This window comes from Solibacillus sp. GQ1 (genome assembly GCF_059758555.1).
Window position 1 is genome coordinate 25,160 of the sequence record NZ_JCAXEX010000004.1, and the last position, 15,153, is coordinate 40,312.

A 15,153-nucleotide genomic window follows, 5' to 3' on the forward strand; every position below is an offset into this window, starting at 1 on the left:
CTGGGTATTGCTTTTTTCATTCTTTTGACTAGTTCTGCTATTATTCGCCGTTTTTTCATTTAATCTGACAAACATTCATGTAAGCGCTCTTTTTTTTCTACATTAAAAGAGTTATAATGTAAGATGGTTTATTAAGAAAGACATAACATTCATTTCTTCGTGAAAGTTTTGTTCTAACTTATATCAATTTTATTGATCAAAATACACATATTTTTCTGGGGGGAAAAATAAGATGGCATACTTAGAAACTTTAGAAAAAAGTCTTTATTCTTTAGTAACTGAAACATCTACTAACTTACCAAAAGACGTTCGTCGTGCTATTAAAGCTGCAAAAGAAGCAGAAAATGCTGGTACACGTGCAGCGATGTCTTTAGACACAATCACTACAAATATTGTAATGGCAGAAGATAATGTATCTCCAATTTGTCAAGATACGGGTCTACCAACATTTAAAGTATATACTCCGGTTGGCGTAAACCAAATCGAAATTAAAAAAGCAATCCACACTGCAATTGCTGCAGCTACTGGTGATGCTAAATTACGCCCGAATTCAGTTGATTCATTGACTGGTAAAAACTCTGGAACAAACATTGGTGCTGGCCTTCCAGTAGTGAAGTTTGAGCAATGGGAAAATGACTATATTACAGTGAAGCTTATTTTAAAAGGCGGCGGCTGTGAAAACAAAAATATCCAATATTCTTTACCTACAGAATTAGAAGGTTTAGGCCGCGCTGGTCGTGACTTAGACGGTATCCGTAAATGTATTTTACACTCTGTATGGCAAGCACAAGGACAAGGCTGTTCTGCTGGTTTCATCGGTGTTGGTATCGGTGGTGACCGCTCTTCAGGTTATGATCTTGCAAAAGAGCAATTATTCCGTCACGTTGATGACGTGAATCCAATTGAAGACTTAGCAAAACTAGAAAAGTATATTGTAGAAAAATCAAATACATTCGGTGTTGGTACAATGGGCTTCGGCGGTGAAGCGACATTACTAGGTTGTAAAATCGGCGTAATGGACCGTTTACCAGCTTCATTCTTCGTATCTGTAGCATACAACTGTTGGGCTTACCGTCGTATGGCAATCGATATCGATCCGGCGACTGGCGAAATCACAAACTGGCACTACCAAGAAGGTGAAAAAATCACTTTCCGTGATGAAGAAAAACAAGAAAACTCGGACAACAAAGTAGTTGAATTGGTTGCACCGATTACTGAAGAAAAAATTCGTTCACTTAAAGTTGGGGACGTAGTAAAAATTTCTGGCCGTATGTACACAGGTCGTGACGCAATCCACCACCACTTAATCGGTGAAGGTGTAGAAGCGCCAGTAGATTTAGATGGTCAAATTATTTACCACTGTGGTCCGGTAATGGCGAAAGACGAAGCAGGCAACTGGGTCGTAAAAGCTGCTGGTCCAACAACTTCAATTCGTGAGGAGCCATACCAAGGCGACATCATGAAAAAATTCGGTATCCGTGCTGTAATGGGTAAAGGCGGTATGGGACCAAAAACTCTTAAAGCTTTAGCAGAACACGGTGGCGTTTACTTAAATGCAATCGGTGGTGCAGCTCAGTACTACGCAGACTGCATTAAATCAGTTGACGGTGTAGACTTAATGGAATTCGGCATTCCAGAAGCAATGTGGCACTTAACTGTAAAAGACTTTACTGCAGTAGTAACGATGGACTCTCATGGTAACTCATTACATGCTGATGTAGAGAAATCTTCTTTAGATAAACTAGCATTGCATGCAGAGCGCGTATTCTAATAGTTATGAAAAACGACTTCTTCCTAAATGGTTGAAGTCGTTTTTTATTTCTGTATTTTAAATTACATATAATTCTAACTATTCCTTTTATCGGTATGCTATACTATTTTATTATATAAGGTATAGGTGGTGTTATATGCTCTATATTAAGATATTGATTAATGCATTATTTATAGCTGCCCAAATACACGTGAGTACTAAATATCAGTATAGACGCAGCTTTCTTGTTGCCCTTTCGTATACAATTTATGTGATTATTATTCTCCCTTACGTAACCCTCGAGTATATATACCTATATCTTTCATTAATGCTTTGGCTATTTTTCAGCGCAAGCTTTTTTATGCGGGATCGATTGTTTGGTTAAAAAAAGCAGCACAGAATTTGTCTGTGCTGCTTTTAAATATTATTGAACTAATTGTGTATCGGCTGGTTCATTGTAAACTGTTGTATCGAGCTCTTTTGTTGCACGGCTTGATACGACACCTGAAACCATTGACCCGCTTACATTAAGTGCTGTACGACCCATGTCGATTAAAGGTTCTACCGAAATTAAAACACCTGCTAACGCAATCGGTAAATCCATTGCAGATAAGACGATAATGGCTGCGAATGTCGCACCACCACCTACACCTGCCACACCAAATGAACTAATCGCCACAATTAAAATTAATGTTGCGATAAAGCCAGGTGTTAACGGATCAATACCTACTGTCGGTGCAATCATTACTGCCAACATTGCCGGATAAACACCCGCACAACCATTTTGCCCAATTGAAAGACCAAACGAGGCAGCAAAGTTGGCAATTCCATCAGGAACACCAAGACGCTTTGTCTGTGTTTGAATATTTAACGGTAATGCCCCTGCACTTGAACGTGAAGTAAATGCAAACAGCAGTACTTCAGCTGTTTTTTTCAAATAAGTTAATGGACTTAAACCTGTTAATGCCACAATGATTAAATGCAGAATGAACATAGCGATCAATGCAACATAAGAAGCTAGGATGAATTTACCTAAATCCATAATCGCCCCTAAATCACTCGTTGCAACGGTACGTGCCATAATGGCAGCTACACCATATGGAGTTAAACGTAAAATAATACGTACAACACCCATGATTAAACCGTAAAGTGCATCGACACCTTTTTTAACATTTGCCGCCGTTTCTTCTTCTTTTCGACGGAGTGTTAAATAACTAAATCCTAAAAATGCCGCGAATATTACAACCCCGATTGTTGATGTTGCACGAGATCCTGTTAAATCCGCAAATGGATTTGCAGGAAACATTGATAAAATCTGTTCAGGTAAAGGTGTCACTTCTGCCGAACGTTCAACCAATGATTCACCGCGTGCAATTTCAGCCTCACCTTGCATAATTTGAGATGCATCTAAGTCAAATAACACTGTTGATGCAATACCTAAACCAGCTGCAACGGCAGTTGTGCCGATTAATACTGATAAAATAACTGCTGCTGACTTACCTAAGTTTTTACCAAACGTTACTTTTGTAAATGCAGCTAATATCGAGATGAATACTAAAGGCATTGCAATCATCTGCAGTAACTTTACATAGCCGGTTCCGACGATGTTATACCATGGAACAGTTTCATTAATGGCATCTGCCCCTGCCCCATAGGCAAATTGTAAACCTACCCCAAGTAAAATACCTAATCCTAAGGCAATAAAAACACGATTTGAAAACTTAACATGCTTCGCTTTAAGGAAATATAAAAAAGCAATGACGATTAACAGCAAAGCAATATTAAGCAATACGTAGAAATTCAAAGTAAACTCCTCCAATTTAATAAATATACTCCATTATATTACTCTATAATCCTTATAAGTCAAGTTGGCATTATTTTTTTTAATTCTCTATTGTATGTTATTTACAAAATAAGTTACCTATATTATAATAATTCTAAATAAGAAATTATTATAATCTAATTGAAACCCATTATCAGTCCCTATTAATATTAATAATCATTATCAAGGAGGTATTTATGAATAATTCTAATCGAGAAAACTTATCATTAAATGAGAAAATCTTAGAACACAAAGAATTAATTGCTGCTTTAGTATCCGGCTTTATCATTTTGCTCGCGTGGCGAATGGAATCAACAGAGCAAACGACAGCTGCTGTAATAGCATATTTAACAGCATTTTTTATCGGTGGCTATGCAAAAGCAAAAGAAGGCATTGAAGATACTATTGAAGATAAGTCTTTAAATGTAGAAATTCTAATGATTATCGCTGCCATTGGTTCTGCCATTATCGGTTACTGGATGGAAGGTGCTATATTAATCTTTATATTTGCCTTAAGCGGCGCACTTGAAACATATGCAATGAATAAAAACAATCGTGAAATCTCTTCATTAATGGAACTGCAGCCAGAGGAAGCATGGCTTGTACGAGGCGGATTTGAACCGATTAAAGTTTCCGTAAAAGATTTGAAGGTAAACGATCATATATTAGTAAAACCAGGTGAACGTATTCCGGCAGATGGCGAAATTTATAAAGGTATTTCAACAGTTGATGAGGCAGCGATTACCGGTGAATCAATGCCGATTACTAAAAATGTAGGGAATGAAGTTTTTGCCGGTACAGTAAATTTAAACAGTGTGTTAACTGTAAAAGTAACGAAGCCTAGTTCCGAAACATTGTTCCAAAAAATCATTACACTTGTTCAATCTGCACAAAGCGAAAAATCACCTTCCCAACAGTTTATTGAACGCTTTGAAAGTGTGTATGTAAAAGCAGTATTATTGGCCGTAGCACTCATGATGTTTTTACCGCACTATTTATTAGACTGGGATTGGACGACAACTCTTTACCGCGCAATGGTATTACTTGTTGTTGCTTCTCCTTGTGCATTAGTTGCTTCTATTATGCCGGCTACCCTTTCAGCGATTTCCAATGGTGCGAGAAACGGGATACTTGTTAAAGGCGGTGTGCATTTAGAAAATTTAAGCTCGATCCGCGTATTGGCAGTAGATAAGACTGGTACATTAACACAAGGAACACCTGTTGTGACAGATTTTATTGTTCGTGATGATTTAGACAAACAGCAGACGTTAGCTTTAATAGCAGGGATTGAAGGACAGTCAAACCACCCCCTTGCACAGGCGATTAACGCATTCGCAAAAGAGCAGGGTGTCATCAACGAGCAAAATATTACCATAGAAGATATTCCTGGTTACGGAATGAAAGCGCAGTTTAATGAACAATCCTATATAATCGGAAAACCTGACTTTGTTGGAGCAAAATTGGCAAAACAATTTGCTGGTGGAGCACTCGAACAATTAGCGAATGAAGGTAAAACAGTTGTCTTCCTGAAAGATCATCAAGGCATTGCAGCACTAATCGCCCTTAAAGATGTCGTTCGGGAAGAGGCAAAAAAAGCGGTAGCTGCACTGCAAGAGCTAGGTATTAATGTAGCTATGCTGACTGGTGACAATGAAACAACTGCAAAAGCGATTGCAAAAGAAGCTGGTGTTACGACTTATGTGGCGGAGTGCTTGCCGGAAACGAAGGTCGAGCATATTAAGCAATACGAAAAAACATCCGGCCATGTCGGCATGGTTGGCGATGGTATTAATGATGCCCCTGCCCTTGCTACTGCCTCCGTCGGTATTGCAATGGGCGGCGGTACAGATGTCGCACTAGAGACAGCGGATGTCATTTTAATGAAAAACGACTTATCTAAAATCGCCCATGCCGTTAAGCTTTCGCGAAAGATGCAGCGTATCGTAAAACAGAACATTATTTTTTCATTAACGGTTATTGCACTGCTGATCATTTCGAACTTTTTCCAAGCAATCAGCCTTCCTTTAGGCGTTATTGGTCATGAAGGCAGTACGATTTTAGTTATTTTAAATGGATTACGAATGCTGAGTAAAAATGTTTAATCCAACAATAAAAAGGTGCATCCCCTTAGCAGGATGCACCTTTTTGCTTCTCTATTAAACTAGTACAAACCATAAAGCCATTGTTACGATAATTGTTGTTAAACCCATCAGCAATGTTGCCATCGTTTGCGCTTTATAGGCATCTGTAACTTTCATTCCGCTGTATTGAGTAATTACCCAGAAGAAACTATCGTTTACATGACTAACTGTCATAGATCCTGCACCAATTGCCATAACGACTAATGCTAACGGCACTGCCCCTTCGATTCCTAAAGTTGGTAGCATCGGTGCGATTAAAGAAGATGTAATAACTAATGCTGCAGTTGATGAACCTTGCGCTGTTTTTAGAGCAGCGGCAATTAAAAACGGAATTAATAAAAATAATGCGCCTGTTGCTAATGCACCTAAATCCATTTCCTGAAGTTTATCACCGACACCTGTATTTTTAATAACCGTACCAAATGCGCCACCAGCACCTGTGATTAATAAAATTGGCGCTGCTTCTTTTAAAGCTTCACCGATCCAGTTGGATAATGTTTCTTCACTCAGTTCAGGCAATAGTAAAAATGCAGCAAATACCCCTAGTATTAGTGCGACTGTCGGTGAACCGAGGAATCTGAAGAATGTATTAACTCCCGCTTCCGGGTCACCTACTAATGCAGCGACAGAACCTGCCCCGATCAATACAATCGGCAATACAATCGGTAAGAATGACTTGAATGTAGAAGGCATTTTACCAAAAGACTTAATAATTTCATCGTAATCCAGTGCCGGTTCATCATCTGCCTCAACTCGAATTTTTGATGCCACTTTCGTTGCCCAAATATAACCTACGATTGTCGCTGGAATAGCAACGATTAATCCTATTAAAATGATTGTGCCTAAATAATCTGCTGCACCAATATTTCCAGCAGCCGCAATCGGTCCTGGTGTAGGCGGTACGAGTACGTGAGTTGCATATAAACCCGTAGCTAAAGCAACTGCCATTGAAGCAATTGTTACGCCTGCACGTTTAGCCAGCGCTTTCTTTAAACTCGTTAAAATAATATAGCCTGAATCGCAAAATACCGGAATGGATACAATGTAGCCAATGATCGACATTGCTAATTGCGGTCGTTTCGGTCCGATTACCCGTAATACGACTTCAGCCATACGATATGCAGCACCGGATTTTTCTAATATAATTCCAATAATTGTACCTGCTACGATGACGATACCGATACTCGTCATCAGTCCTCCAAAACCTGTGTTAATACTCTCTACAACTGTTAGTAAAGGCATACCTGCTGCAATACCAACAAAGAATGAACTAATTAATAATGCAAGAAACGGATGCAGCTTTAGTTTTGCCGTTGCAAAGACAATGAACAACACACCAATCAGAATAATTAGAAACAACACTTCTTCCCCACTCCTTTATATTAGTCTTTTTATTAAATCCATAACCTTTTGATCCAGATAAAAGCTTGGATTATTCAATGATTGCTCCACTGAAATTTCCTCACTAACAATGCTTTCAACCTGATGAAAATAGGTTTTTAGCATATGAGAATTTTCGATTATTCCTGAAAGCAAAATGGTAGGAACACCTTGTTCTTTAGCCAGCTTAGCAACCCCTATTGGAGCTTTTCCAGAAAGTGTTTGTTCATCCGATTTCCCTTCACCTGTTATAACAAAATCCGCGTGTTCCAGATGATTTGAAAATTGCACTGCTTCCAGCACAATATCTACACCAGGCTTAAATTGGTGAGGAAAAAATGCCATAAATGCAGAGCCTATTCCGCCCGCTGCACCAGCTCCTGCACAATGACGGACTTTTACATTTTGCTGTGATTCAATTATAGAAATATAATGTTTTAAATTTTGATCAAATATATTAATATCATGCTGATTTACTCCTTTTTGCGGACCAAATACGGAAGTAGCCCCGTTTGCACCTATTAACGGATTATCTACATCACAGGCAATCATGAATGTGCTCTCAGAGATTCGTGAATCAAAACTAGACAAATCGATTTTCTCGAGTTCCTTAAATTGAAATACATCGTTTAAAATTTCCTTACCATTTTTCGCAATAAACTTCATTCCAAGTGCCCTTAGCATCCCTTGGCCACCGTCATTTGTAGCGCTTCCCCCGATACCGATAATAAAGTGACGGTAACCTGAATCCATTGCATGCTGTATTAATTGACCCGTTCCATATGTTGTCGCAAAACGGGGATTTTTTTCTTCTTCATTAATAAGTGTTAACCCTGAAGCTTGGGCCATCTCTATTACACAAGTTTTTCCGTCACCGAGTACTCCATATTTAGCTTCAATCCGCTTCCCTATAGGGTTTTGAACCGACGCTGTCAAATACTTTCCTTTTGTAGCTTTGACTAGTGCATCAAGTGTTCCTTCACCGCCATCGGCAATCGGTAAACATATTGTTTCAATGTTATTGTCCACCTTTTTAATCGCTTTCTTTATAACTGATGTAACCTCTCCGGAAGTCAACGATCCTTTAAAGGAATCCGGGCTTATAATAATCTTCATATGATTCCTCCCTCACGTGAATAAAGCGCTTACAAAGATTATAGTGTTAAAATTCTGAATTTACTTTATACTTGGTGTATAATTTTTTTATAAATATTATTTTATTTTTGTACGAGGTGTATAAATTGTTAACATTAAGGATGGCAAACGAAATTGTAGAACAAACAATGTTACGGTTAAAGCGTAATGTAAATGTAATGAACATTGACGGTGTTATATTAGCTTCCGGTGATAAGGAGCGGGTGGAAATGTTTCATGAAGGTGCAAAATATGTGGCGGAAACAAAAAAAACACTCATAATATCAGATGACAATATACATGAATTTCCCCAAACAAAGCATGGGATTAATTTGCCGATCTTTTTTCAGGAGGAAATCGTTTGTATTATTGGAATTACCGGTGTGGTCGATGAGGAGCTGCTAAATATTTCTTCATTAGTTCAATTAACAGCAGAAGTATTAGTGCATCAGGCTCTTATTGAATCAAAAAGCGAATGGCAGCGGAAAATGAGTGTACATATTTTTGAGGAACTAATTAGTGGCACTTCTATAAATCGGTTTGTAAAAGAACGGATAAATAAACTGGCCATACCCTTTATTGCCCCCTATTGCATCATATTATTAAAGGCCGAACAAAAGACTGGTTCCCATCGGACACTTATACAATATATCGATGATTTCTTTTATAACAAACCCGTTATCTTTGGACACTTTCAGCTAGATGAATACTTTATTTTAACTACAGAATTGAATCAAACAACTTTAACAAAAATAGTGGAAGCATTTAATACTTATATAAAAAGCAAATTCAGTATTAAAATTGCTGTAGGTGAACATGTCAAAAATCTGGAACAATTACCACATTCCTATAAAACAGCACAATTAGCTTTAAAGCATCACCGAAACGTCTCGAAAGTAATTTACCATAAGGAAGTTGAAGTTTTCACGTTATTTCAAGCGGAGGTAGCCCAAATTTACAGTATAAAAACCCTGAACCGGCTTGATGATAAATTATTAGTTACTTTGCAATGCTTTTTTAATAATAACAAGTCAGCTTCAGCGACTGCCGATGAATTACAAATACACCGACATACGTTAGCTTACCGGCTTTCACAAATTAGAGAGCAAACCGAATTAAATCCTACTGAATTTCATGATGCGTTAAAACTGCAAATCGCACTATGGTATCGTGAAGGATTAAACCAATAGAAAAGTGCCATTTCCATAAAACGAAATGGCACTTTCCGTATACAATTTCCAACTAAAAAACAGGTGATTTAGCTTGCTTTTTACTTTCTTTAGCAAGTTGCCTTTTTTGGAATGATGCATTAAGCAAGCCGCCTAATATGATGATCATTCCTGTGAAATATAGCCAAAGCATTAAAATAATGACCCCACCAATACTTCCGTATGTCGAACTGTAATTTCCGAAATTGTTAATATAAAATGAGAATCCGTAAGTTAATACAAGCCAGCCCAAAGTCGCAAACACAGCTCCTGGAATAACACTAAACATCGTTAATCGCGGATCGGTATTCGGAACGATCCAATACATGACTGATATTACGATAAAAATAAGTGCCGGTGGTGTAATCCAGCGAATGAAATTCCAAATACTCGCAAATGATTCCTCTACACCTAAATAGCCGAAAACGATATTACCGATCTGCTGACCAAAAACCGGGAATAACAGGGCTATTAAAATAACTGCTACTAACGCAATCGTAAAAACAAGTGACCATAAACGGTTTAAAAAACCTGCTCTACCTTCTACATCATAGGCACGGTTTAATGCTTTCATCAGTGCATCTACACCTCTTGAGGCAGACCAGAGCGTACCAATAATACCGATTGAAAGCAAACCACCGTTTTGATTGTTCAAAACATCAGTTAGTGTAGTTTCAATCAGTCCATATACTTCTTCAGGCATAACATCACTTAAAAAATCGAATATTTGCCCTTGTTCCAAATTTAAATACGGTAAAAGCGTTACCATAAAAATAAGCATAGGGAAAAATGATAACAGGAAAAAATAGGCCAACTGTGCTCCCATGCCTGACATGTCCACATTTTTAATTCGATAAATTAAGTCTTGGATGAACCCTTTCGTAGTTAATATATTTATTTGGCTGCGCTCCGGTGAAAAATATGATTTAACAAGAGAAATCTTTTCTTTTAGTTCTTCCTTTTCTTCCATGCTGCCACCACCTGTTCACATTATGTTGATTCAGTGGATATCATGGACATCCGGTTACCCGATTTGATCATCCTTTTTCGAGAAAGCCTGAATCGTTTCTGAAACCATACTTTGAATTGTAGCAGGTAACTCCTTAATATCATTTTGATTTTGCATAATTGATTGGACACCATTATTTACTGTCCCATACAAAGATTGCGCTTGTTCCATTTTTGTTTCTACCAATCCTATTAATTCATCCCGATTTTCAGCATAGTATGCTACTGTATCTTTTGCTTTCTTTGCTGTTTCAACAGTATGATCTCGAGTTTGTTTATCCATCATACTAATTGCTGCACCAGTTACTGCTCCAATTGCTATAAAAGGCAATAGTTTACTTTTCATTATTTTTTCTCCTCCTATATATGCTTTCGTATTCCCTTAATAATTTTTCATAAAACTTATCTATTTGTATTTTAACGAATGTTCGATATTATTAAAAGTATTCAGTAAACTTTAACCTGTTGACAAGATGATGGTTGCATGAAATGATATTTTTGTAAACATTGAAAGGTAGGGCACACAAATTATGGACTTATCAAATCCGTCGCAGCAAAATGTCATCTATATGATCGAGCAAATTAAAGAAAAACTTCGTATGGTAAATGTTGATGCTATGCAGTCTTCTGCATTTGATGAAGAAAAATACGAAGACCTGCAATATTTATATGAAATGGTTATGAAACGCGATTCATTTAGCCCAAGTGAAATGAATGCCATCGTAGCTGAACTAGGCGCCCTTCGTAAATAATATCAAATGTGTAATGTGAAAAAGAAGCTCATCGATTAATTCGACAAGCTTCTTTTTTTATTCCCTATTCCCCAGGAAATATTAATTATTTATTTAATTCGACAGCGATTTTTGCACCTACACGGGCATTATGTTTAACAAGGGCAATATTGGCATCCAGTGATTTACCTTCTGTCAGCTCTTTCACTTTACCTAATAAGAATGGCGTTACATTTTTGCCTGCGATGCCTTGTTCTTTCGCTTCATTTAATGCATTGTCAATAATTCCGTCAATAACACTTGATTCCATAGCATCTTCTACTGGGATCGGATTAGCGATTAATGCACCGCCACGTAAACCTAAATCCCACTTAGCACGTAGAATTGCAGCAGTTTCTTCTGCAGAATCAACGCGGATATTTACATCGAATTCACTTTCACGTGCATAGAATGCAGGCAATTTATCTGTTCCGTAACCAATTACCGGTACACCTTTAGTTTCAAGGTATTCCAATGTTAAGCCGATGTCTAAAATTGATTTGGCACCTGCACATACTACAGCCACATTTGTCATTGCCAGCTCTTCCAAGTCTGCAGAAATATCCATTGTAGTTTCAGCGCCACGGTGAACCCCACCAATACCGCCTGTTACGAATAATTCGATACCAGCAAGCTCAGCACAGATCATTGTTGCCGCTACAGTAGTTGCACCGATTTTCTTTGTTGCAAGTAAATAGCCAATATCACGACGGCTTGTTTTTGCTACACCTTGAGCATTACCGAACATTTCTAATTCTTCATCAGATAAACCGATTTTAATTTTCCCATCGATTAATGCGATTGTTGCCGGTACTGCACCGCCATCACGAATAATTTGTTCCACTTCACGAGCTGTTTGTACATTTTGAGGATATGGCATACCGTGTGAAATAATTGTTGATTCCAACGCTACGATTGGTAAGCCTTTCTCTTTAGCTTCTAATACCTCTTGTGAATATGATAAATATTGTTTCATTATAAATTCCTCCATTCAAGTAAGTTATCTTTTGTTAAATCTTCACGTACTGTTTTATCCGATTGTAACGTTTTCGATGCATTTACCAACCCGAGCTGGATTGCTTCTTCAAGCTCTTCATCGTTTAATACACCATGTAAAAATGCACTGACAAAAGCATCTCCGGCACCTGTAACATCTACTATATTTCTAGTTGCAATGGCTTTGTAGTGTACTATATTACCTTCGTTCCCCACCATTACTCCATGTTCGCCAAGAGTGAGCACAACATGCTCCGCTCCTTTTTGCAACAACATGTTAACAGCCTTTTCATATTGGCTATATGTTTCCAGCTTCACATTTAAATAGCTTTCCGCTTCATCTCGATTACAAATAAAGTAACGGATACCGTGCAGATCCTGCGACATATTTTTCATCTTAGGTGAAGAAACAGGGATAACCGCCAATGCGATATTACGCTCTATTGCGAAATTCCTAATATATTCTACTGTTTCTAATGGGCTGTTTAAATCAATGATAATACAGCTGGCATTTTGTAATATTGCTTCGTGCTTTTTTAAAACACTCGGCAACAACTGATCATAAATCGCCATATTTGCCATCGATATTACCAGTTCGCCCATATTATCAAGTACTGCTGTATAAGAACCTGTATTATAATCGTTTAATTTCTCTACTAAATCCACATTCATCATACTCTTACAATTTTGTTCAATAAATGCACTATCATGATCTTCACCCATTACAGTAATTAAGGAAACACGGTTGCCTAACCGCCCTAAGTTTTCAGCGATATTGCGGGCAACACCGCCTACCGATTCTGTAACAGAAGCAGGATTGGAAGTCCCTAATTGGACATTTTGCTCAATAGTGAATTTACGATCGATATTGGCACCACCAATTGCAATGATTTGATTTTTCTCTGGCAAAACATACGCACGTCCTAAAATTTCCCCTCTTTTTATAAGCGATGAAATCATATTAGCAAGCGCTGGCCTGGACATTCCCAGTTGTTCTGCCATTTCCTGTTGTGATAAGTAGGGATTCTTCTTTATTAATTGGAAAATCAATTTTTCCTTTTCATTCAACTTTATCACCTCTAATCAAACATTTGTTTATAATTATAAACTTTTGTTTGCTGAATGTCAAATTAATATTAAATTTTTCGTCTTGCGTAGTATGGAAGTACTTTCTTCTTTTATGAGCTGTGACATAATAAAAAAGCTGTTCAGAAGGTTTCCCTTCCAAACAGCTTTCTTGCTATTCTACTATTACATCGCCATTTTCTGCTATACGTGGCTGTACGAGCACTTCAACACGGCGGTTTTTGGCTCTGCCTTCTTGAGTATCATTCGTAGCTATCGGCTGGAATTCTCCGAAACCTTTTACACTGAAGTATTTGGAATCAAGTTGTTCATTTCCCGAAACGATTTCTTTCATGAAGTTTACTGCACGCATTACAGACAGATCCCAGTTGGAATCAAATTCAGGTGTCTTAATCGGTACATTATCTGTATGACCAGTGATGACAATATTACGCGGTGGATCAAACATTAATAATTGAGCAAGCTCGTCAGCAATTGTTGCATATTCCGCTTTCACATCTGCTCGTCCCATATCGAATAAAATACTGTCCCGAATGGTAATTAATAATCCCTCTTCTGTCATTTTCGTTTCAAACTGGTCTTCCAGCTCATTAATCGCAATAAACTCGTCCACACGGTTTTGCGTTTCATGTAGGCGTTGCTGATCTTCCATATATTTAGAGATACCTGTTGGTGTAGAGTTATCCGGTGTTTGTATGATAGATGAGTTGTCCATTACACCTGTGCCACCGGTAAAAATATTATTAAATACTGCAGACATTTGCTCCAATTTTTTCTCATCCACTGAGCTTGATGCAAATAGTACAATAAATAATGCTAATAATAACGTTAATATATCTGCATAAGGTACTAACCAGGACTCGTCAATATGCTCCTCATGCTTTTTATGTCTTTTACGCTTCTTTGCCAAGGCCACCCGCCCCGCTTTCGGTAATTTGCTTACGTTCTTCCATCGTTAAGTATGAAGCCAGCTTCTGCTCGATTACACGAGGCGCTTCACCTTCAAGTACGGATAAAATCCCTTCAATCATCATTAGCTTTTGCTTAACTTCTACAGCAGATTTGCGTTTTAGCTTATTGGCAAATGGATGCCATAAAACGTAACCAGTGAAGATACCCAATAACGTTGCAACAAAGGCCGCTGAGATGGCATGTCCTAATTTATCAATATCGGTCATGTCCTTTAATGCGGCAATAAGACCTACTACAGCACCTAATACCCCAAGTGTCGGTGCATATGTACCTGCTTGCGAGAAAATGCCTGCACCACTTGCATGGCGATCTTCCAGCGCTTCAACTTCCTCTGTTAATACATCGCGAATATAGTCTGCGTTTTGACCATCAATCGCTAATGTTAAACCATTTTTTAAAAACGGATCTTCAATTTCGGCTGCTTTGCTTTCTAATGCCAATAGTCCTTCACGACGAGCCAAATCTGCCCATTGTGAAAACATTTTAATCAAGTCGATATCACTTGCGAGTTTTGTTTCTGAAAATAAAATTTTAAAAAGCTTTGGAACCCTTTTTAGTTCCTTCATCGGGAAAGCGATTGTAACTGCAGCAATCGTACCGAAAATAATAATTAAAATCGCAGCAGGGTTTATTAACACTTCCGGTGTAACGCCTTTTAAGAACATCCCGACTAACAGGGCGATAAAGGCGATGATAACCCCAACAACTGATGATATATCCATATATAGTACCTCCAAATTACGATGTCTTTTCTTTATTTCGGTATATTTAAATTTTTATTAACTTCCTTTACACTAGTTATAAGAAGATTTTTTTGTTTTTGACACATTATTGTTCTTTTCTAAGCTTGAATATGACTATTAATGCGTTGGGAATTAACTAATTT

General features: G+C 37.8%; 13 protein-coding genes. 4 read left to right on the forward strand and 9 right to left on the reverse strand.

Annotation, left to right across the window (positions count from 1 at the left end):
- Nucleotides 1-232 precede the first annotated feature (232 nt).
- On the forward strand, nt 233-1,771 hold the full coding sequence (locus tag AC6CH1_RS15515; RefSeq protein WP_251690685.1) for a fumarate hydratase: 1,539 nt from the start codon (nt 233-235) through the stop codon (nt 1,769-1,771).
- A gap of 403 nt (nt 1,772-2,174) precedes the next feature.
- Here AC6CH1_RS15515 and AC6CH1_RS15520 read toward each other — a convergent pair whose 3' ends face one another.
- Nucleotides 2,175-3,554, reverse strand: a complete 1,380-nt coding sequence (locus AC6CH1_RS15520) for an L-cystine transporter (protein ID WP_251690686.1) — start codon at nt 3,552-3,554, stop codon at nt 2,175-2,177.
- A 215-nt stretch (nt 3,555-3,769) separates the two neighbouring features.
- On the opposite strand from AC6CH1_RS15520, the gene AC6CH1_RS15525 reads away from it, so the two are divergent.
- Nucleotides 3,770-5,674 carry a heavy metal translocating P-type ATPase gene (locus AC6CH1_RS15525; RefSeq protein WP_427713247.1) on the forward strand — a complete coding sequence of 635 codons (1,905 nt, stop codon included), beginning with the start codon at nt 3,770-3,772 and terminating at the stop codon, nt 5,672-5,674.
- Nucleotides 5,675-5,728: 54 nt separating this feature from the next.
- Here the strand turns inward: AC6CH1_RS15525 and AC6CH1_RS15530 are convergent, their stop codons facing one another.
- A complete protein-coding gene (locus AC6CH1_RS15530; RefSeq protein WP_427713245.1) occupies nt 5,729-7,075 on the reverse strand; it encodes a GntP family permease in 1,347 nt (448 codons plus the stop codon).
- Nucleotides 7,076-7,090: 15 nt separating this feature from the next.
- Nucleotides 7,091-8,209 carry a glycerate kinase gene (locus tag AC6CH1_RS15535; RefSeq protein ID WP_498318365.1) on the reverse strand — a complete coding sequence of 373 codons (1,119 nt, stop codon included), beginning with the start codon at nt 8,207-8,209 and terminating at the stop codon, nt 7,091-7,093.
- Between the two features lie 116 nt (nt 8,210-8,325).
- Here AC6CH1_RS15535 and AC6CH1_RS15540 point away from each other — a divergent pair, with 116 nt between their 5' ends.
- Complete coding sequence (locus AC6CH1_RS15540; RefSeq protein WP_498318367.1) at nt 8,326-9,417, forward strand: CdaR family transcriptional regulator; 1,092 nt, start codon at nt 8,326-8,328, stop codon at nt 9,415-9,417.
- Nucleotides 9,418-9,469: 52 nt separating this feature from the next.
- On the opposite strand, the gene AC6CH1_RS15545 is transcribed toward AC6CH1_RS15540, so the two are convergent.
- Complete coding sequence (locus AC6CH1_RS15545) at nt 9,470-10,405, reverse strand: YihY/virulence factor BrkB family protein (RefSeq protein ID WP_251690690.1); 936 nt, start codon at nt 10,403-10,405, stop codon at nt 9,470-9,472.
- A 54-nt stretch (nt 10,406-10,459) separates the two neighbouring features.
- Nucleotides 10,460-10,789 (reverse strand): YtxH domain-containing protein, encoded by a 330-nt coding sequence (locus AC6CH1_RS15550; protein ID WP_251690691.1) that lies wholly within the window; start codon nt 10,787-10,789, stop codon nt 10,460-10,462.
- A 184-nt stretch (nt 10,790-10,973) separates the two neighbouring features.
- On the opposite strand from AC6CH1_RS15550, the gene AC6CH1_RS15555 reads away from it, so the two are divergent.
- The gene (locus tag AC6CH1_RS15555) at nt 10,974-11,195 is read left to right on the forward strand and encodes a DUF1128 domain-containing protein (protein ID WP_008405695.1); all 222 of its coding nucleotides are present in this window, start codon (nt 10,974-10,976) and stop codon (nt 11,193-11,195) included.
- 85 nt (nt 11,196-11,280) lie between these two features.
- Here the strand turns inward: AC6CH1_RS15555 and AC6CH1_RS15560 are convergent, their stop codons facing one another.
- From AC6CH1_RS15560 to motA, 4 genes are all read right to left on the reverse strand, one after another.
- Complete coding sequence (locus AC6CH1_RS15560; protein WP_008405693.1) at nt 11,281-12,189, reverse strand: pseudouridine-5'-phosphate glycosidase; 909 nt, start codon at nt 12,187-12,189, stop codon at nt 11,281-11,283.
- Nucleotides 12,189-13,277: a carbohydrate kinase gene (locus AC6CH1_RS15565; protein ID WP_498318369.1), complete on the reverse strand. Its 1,089-nt coding sequence runs from the start codon at nt 13,275-13,277 to the stop codon at nt 12,189-12,191. Before AC6CH1_RS15565 ends, AC6CH1_RS15560 begins: the two co-directional genes overlap by 1 nt.
- A gap of 172 nt (nt 13,278-13,449) precedes the next feature.
- A complete protein-coding gene (motB, locus tag AC6CH1_RS15570) occupies nt 13,450-14,205 on the reverse strand; it encodes a flagellar motor protein MotB (RefSeq protein ID WP_008405690.1) in 756 nt (251 codons plus the stop codon).
- The gene (gene motA, locus AC6CH1_RS15575; RefSeq protein ID WP_251690693.1) at nt 14,189-14,989 is read right to left on the reverse strand and encodes a flagellar motor stator protein MotA; all 801 of its coding nucleotides are present in this window, start codon (nt 14,987-14,989) and stop codon (nt 14,189-14,191) included. Before motA ends, motB begins: the two co-directional genes overlap by 17 nt.
- Nucleotides 14,990-15,153 lie beyond the last annotated feature (164 nt).

Coding starts and splice junctions, on each gene's coding strand:
- AC6CH1_RS15515 (WP_251690685.1), top strand. CDS start 233: ATGGCATACTTAGAAACTTTAGAAAAAAGTCTTTATTCTTTAGTAACT.
- AC6CH1_RS15525 (WP_427713247.1), top strand. CDS start 3,770: ATGAATAATTCTAATCGAGAAAACTTATCATTAAATGAGAAAATCTTA.
- AC6CH1_RS15535 (WP_498318365.1), bottom strand. CDS start 8,209: ATGAAGATTATTATAAGCCCGGATTCCTTTAAAGGATCGTTGACTTCC.
- AC6CH1_RS15545 (WP_251690690.1), bottom strand. CDS start 10,405: ATGGAAGAAAAGGAAGAACTAAAAGAAAAGATTTCTCTTGTTAAATCA.
- AC6CH1_RS15550 (WP_251690691.1), bottom strand. CDS start 10,789: ATGAAAAGTAAACTATTGCCTTTTATAGCAATTGGAGCAGTAACTGGT.
- AC6CH1_RS15555 (WP_008405695.1), top strand. CDS start 10,974: ATGGACTTATCAAATCCGTCGCAGCAAAATGTCATCTATATGATCGAG.
- AC6CH1_RS15560 (WP_008405693.1), bottom strand. CDS start 12,189: ATGAAACAATATTTATCATATTCACAAGAGGTATTAGAAGCTAAAGAG.
- motA (WP_251690693.1), bottom strand. CDS start 14,989: ATGGATATATCATCAGTTGTTGGGGTTATCATCGCCTTTATCGCCCTG.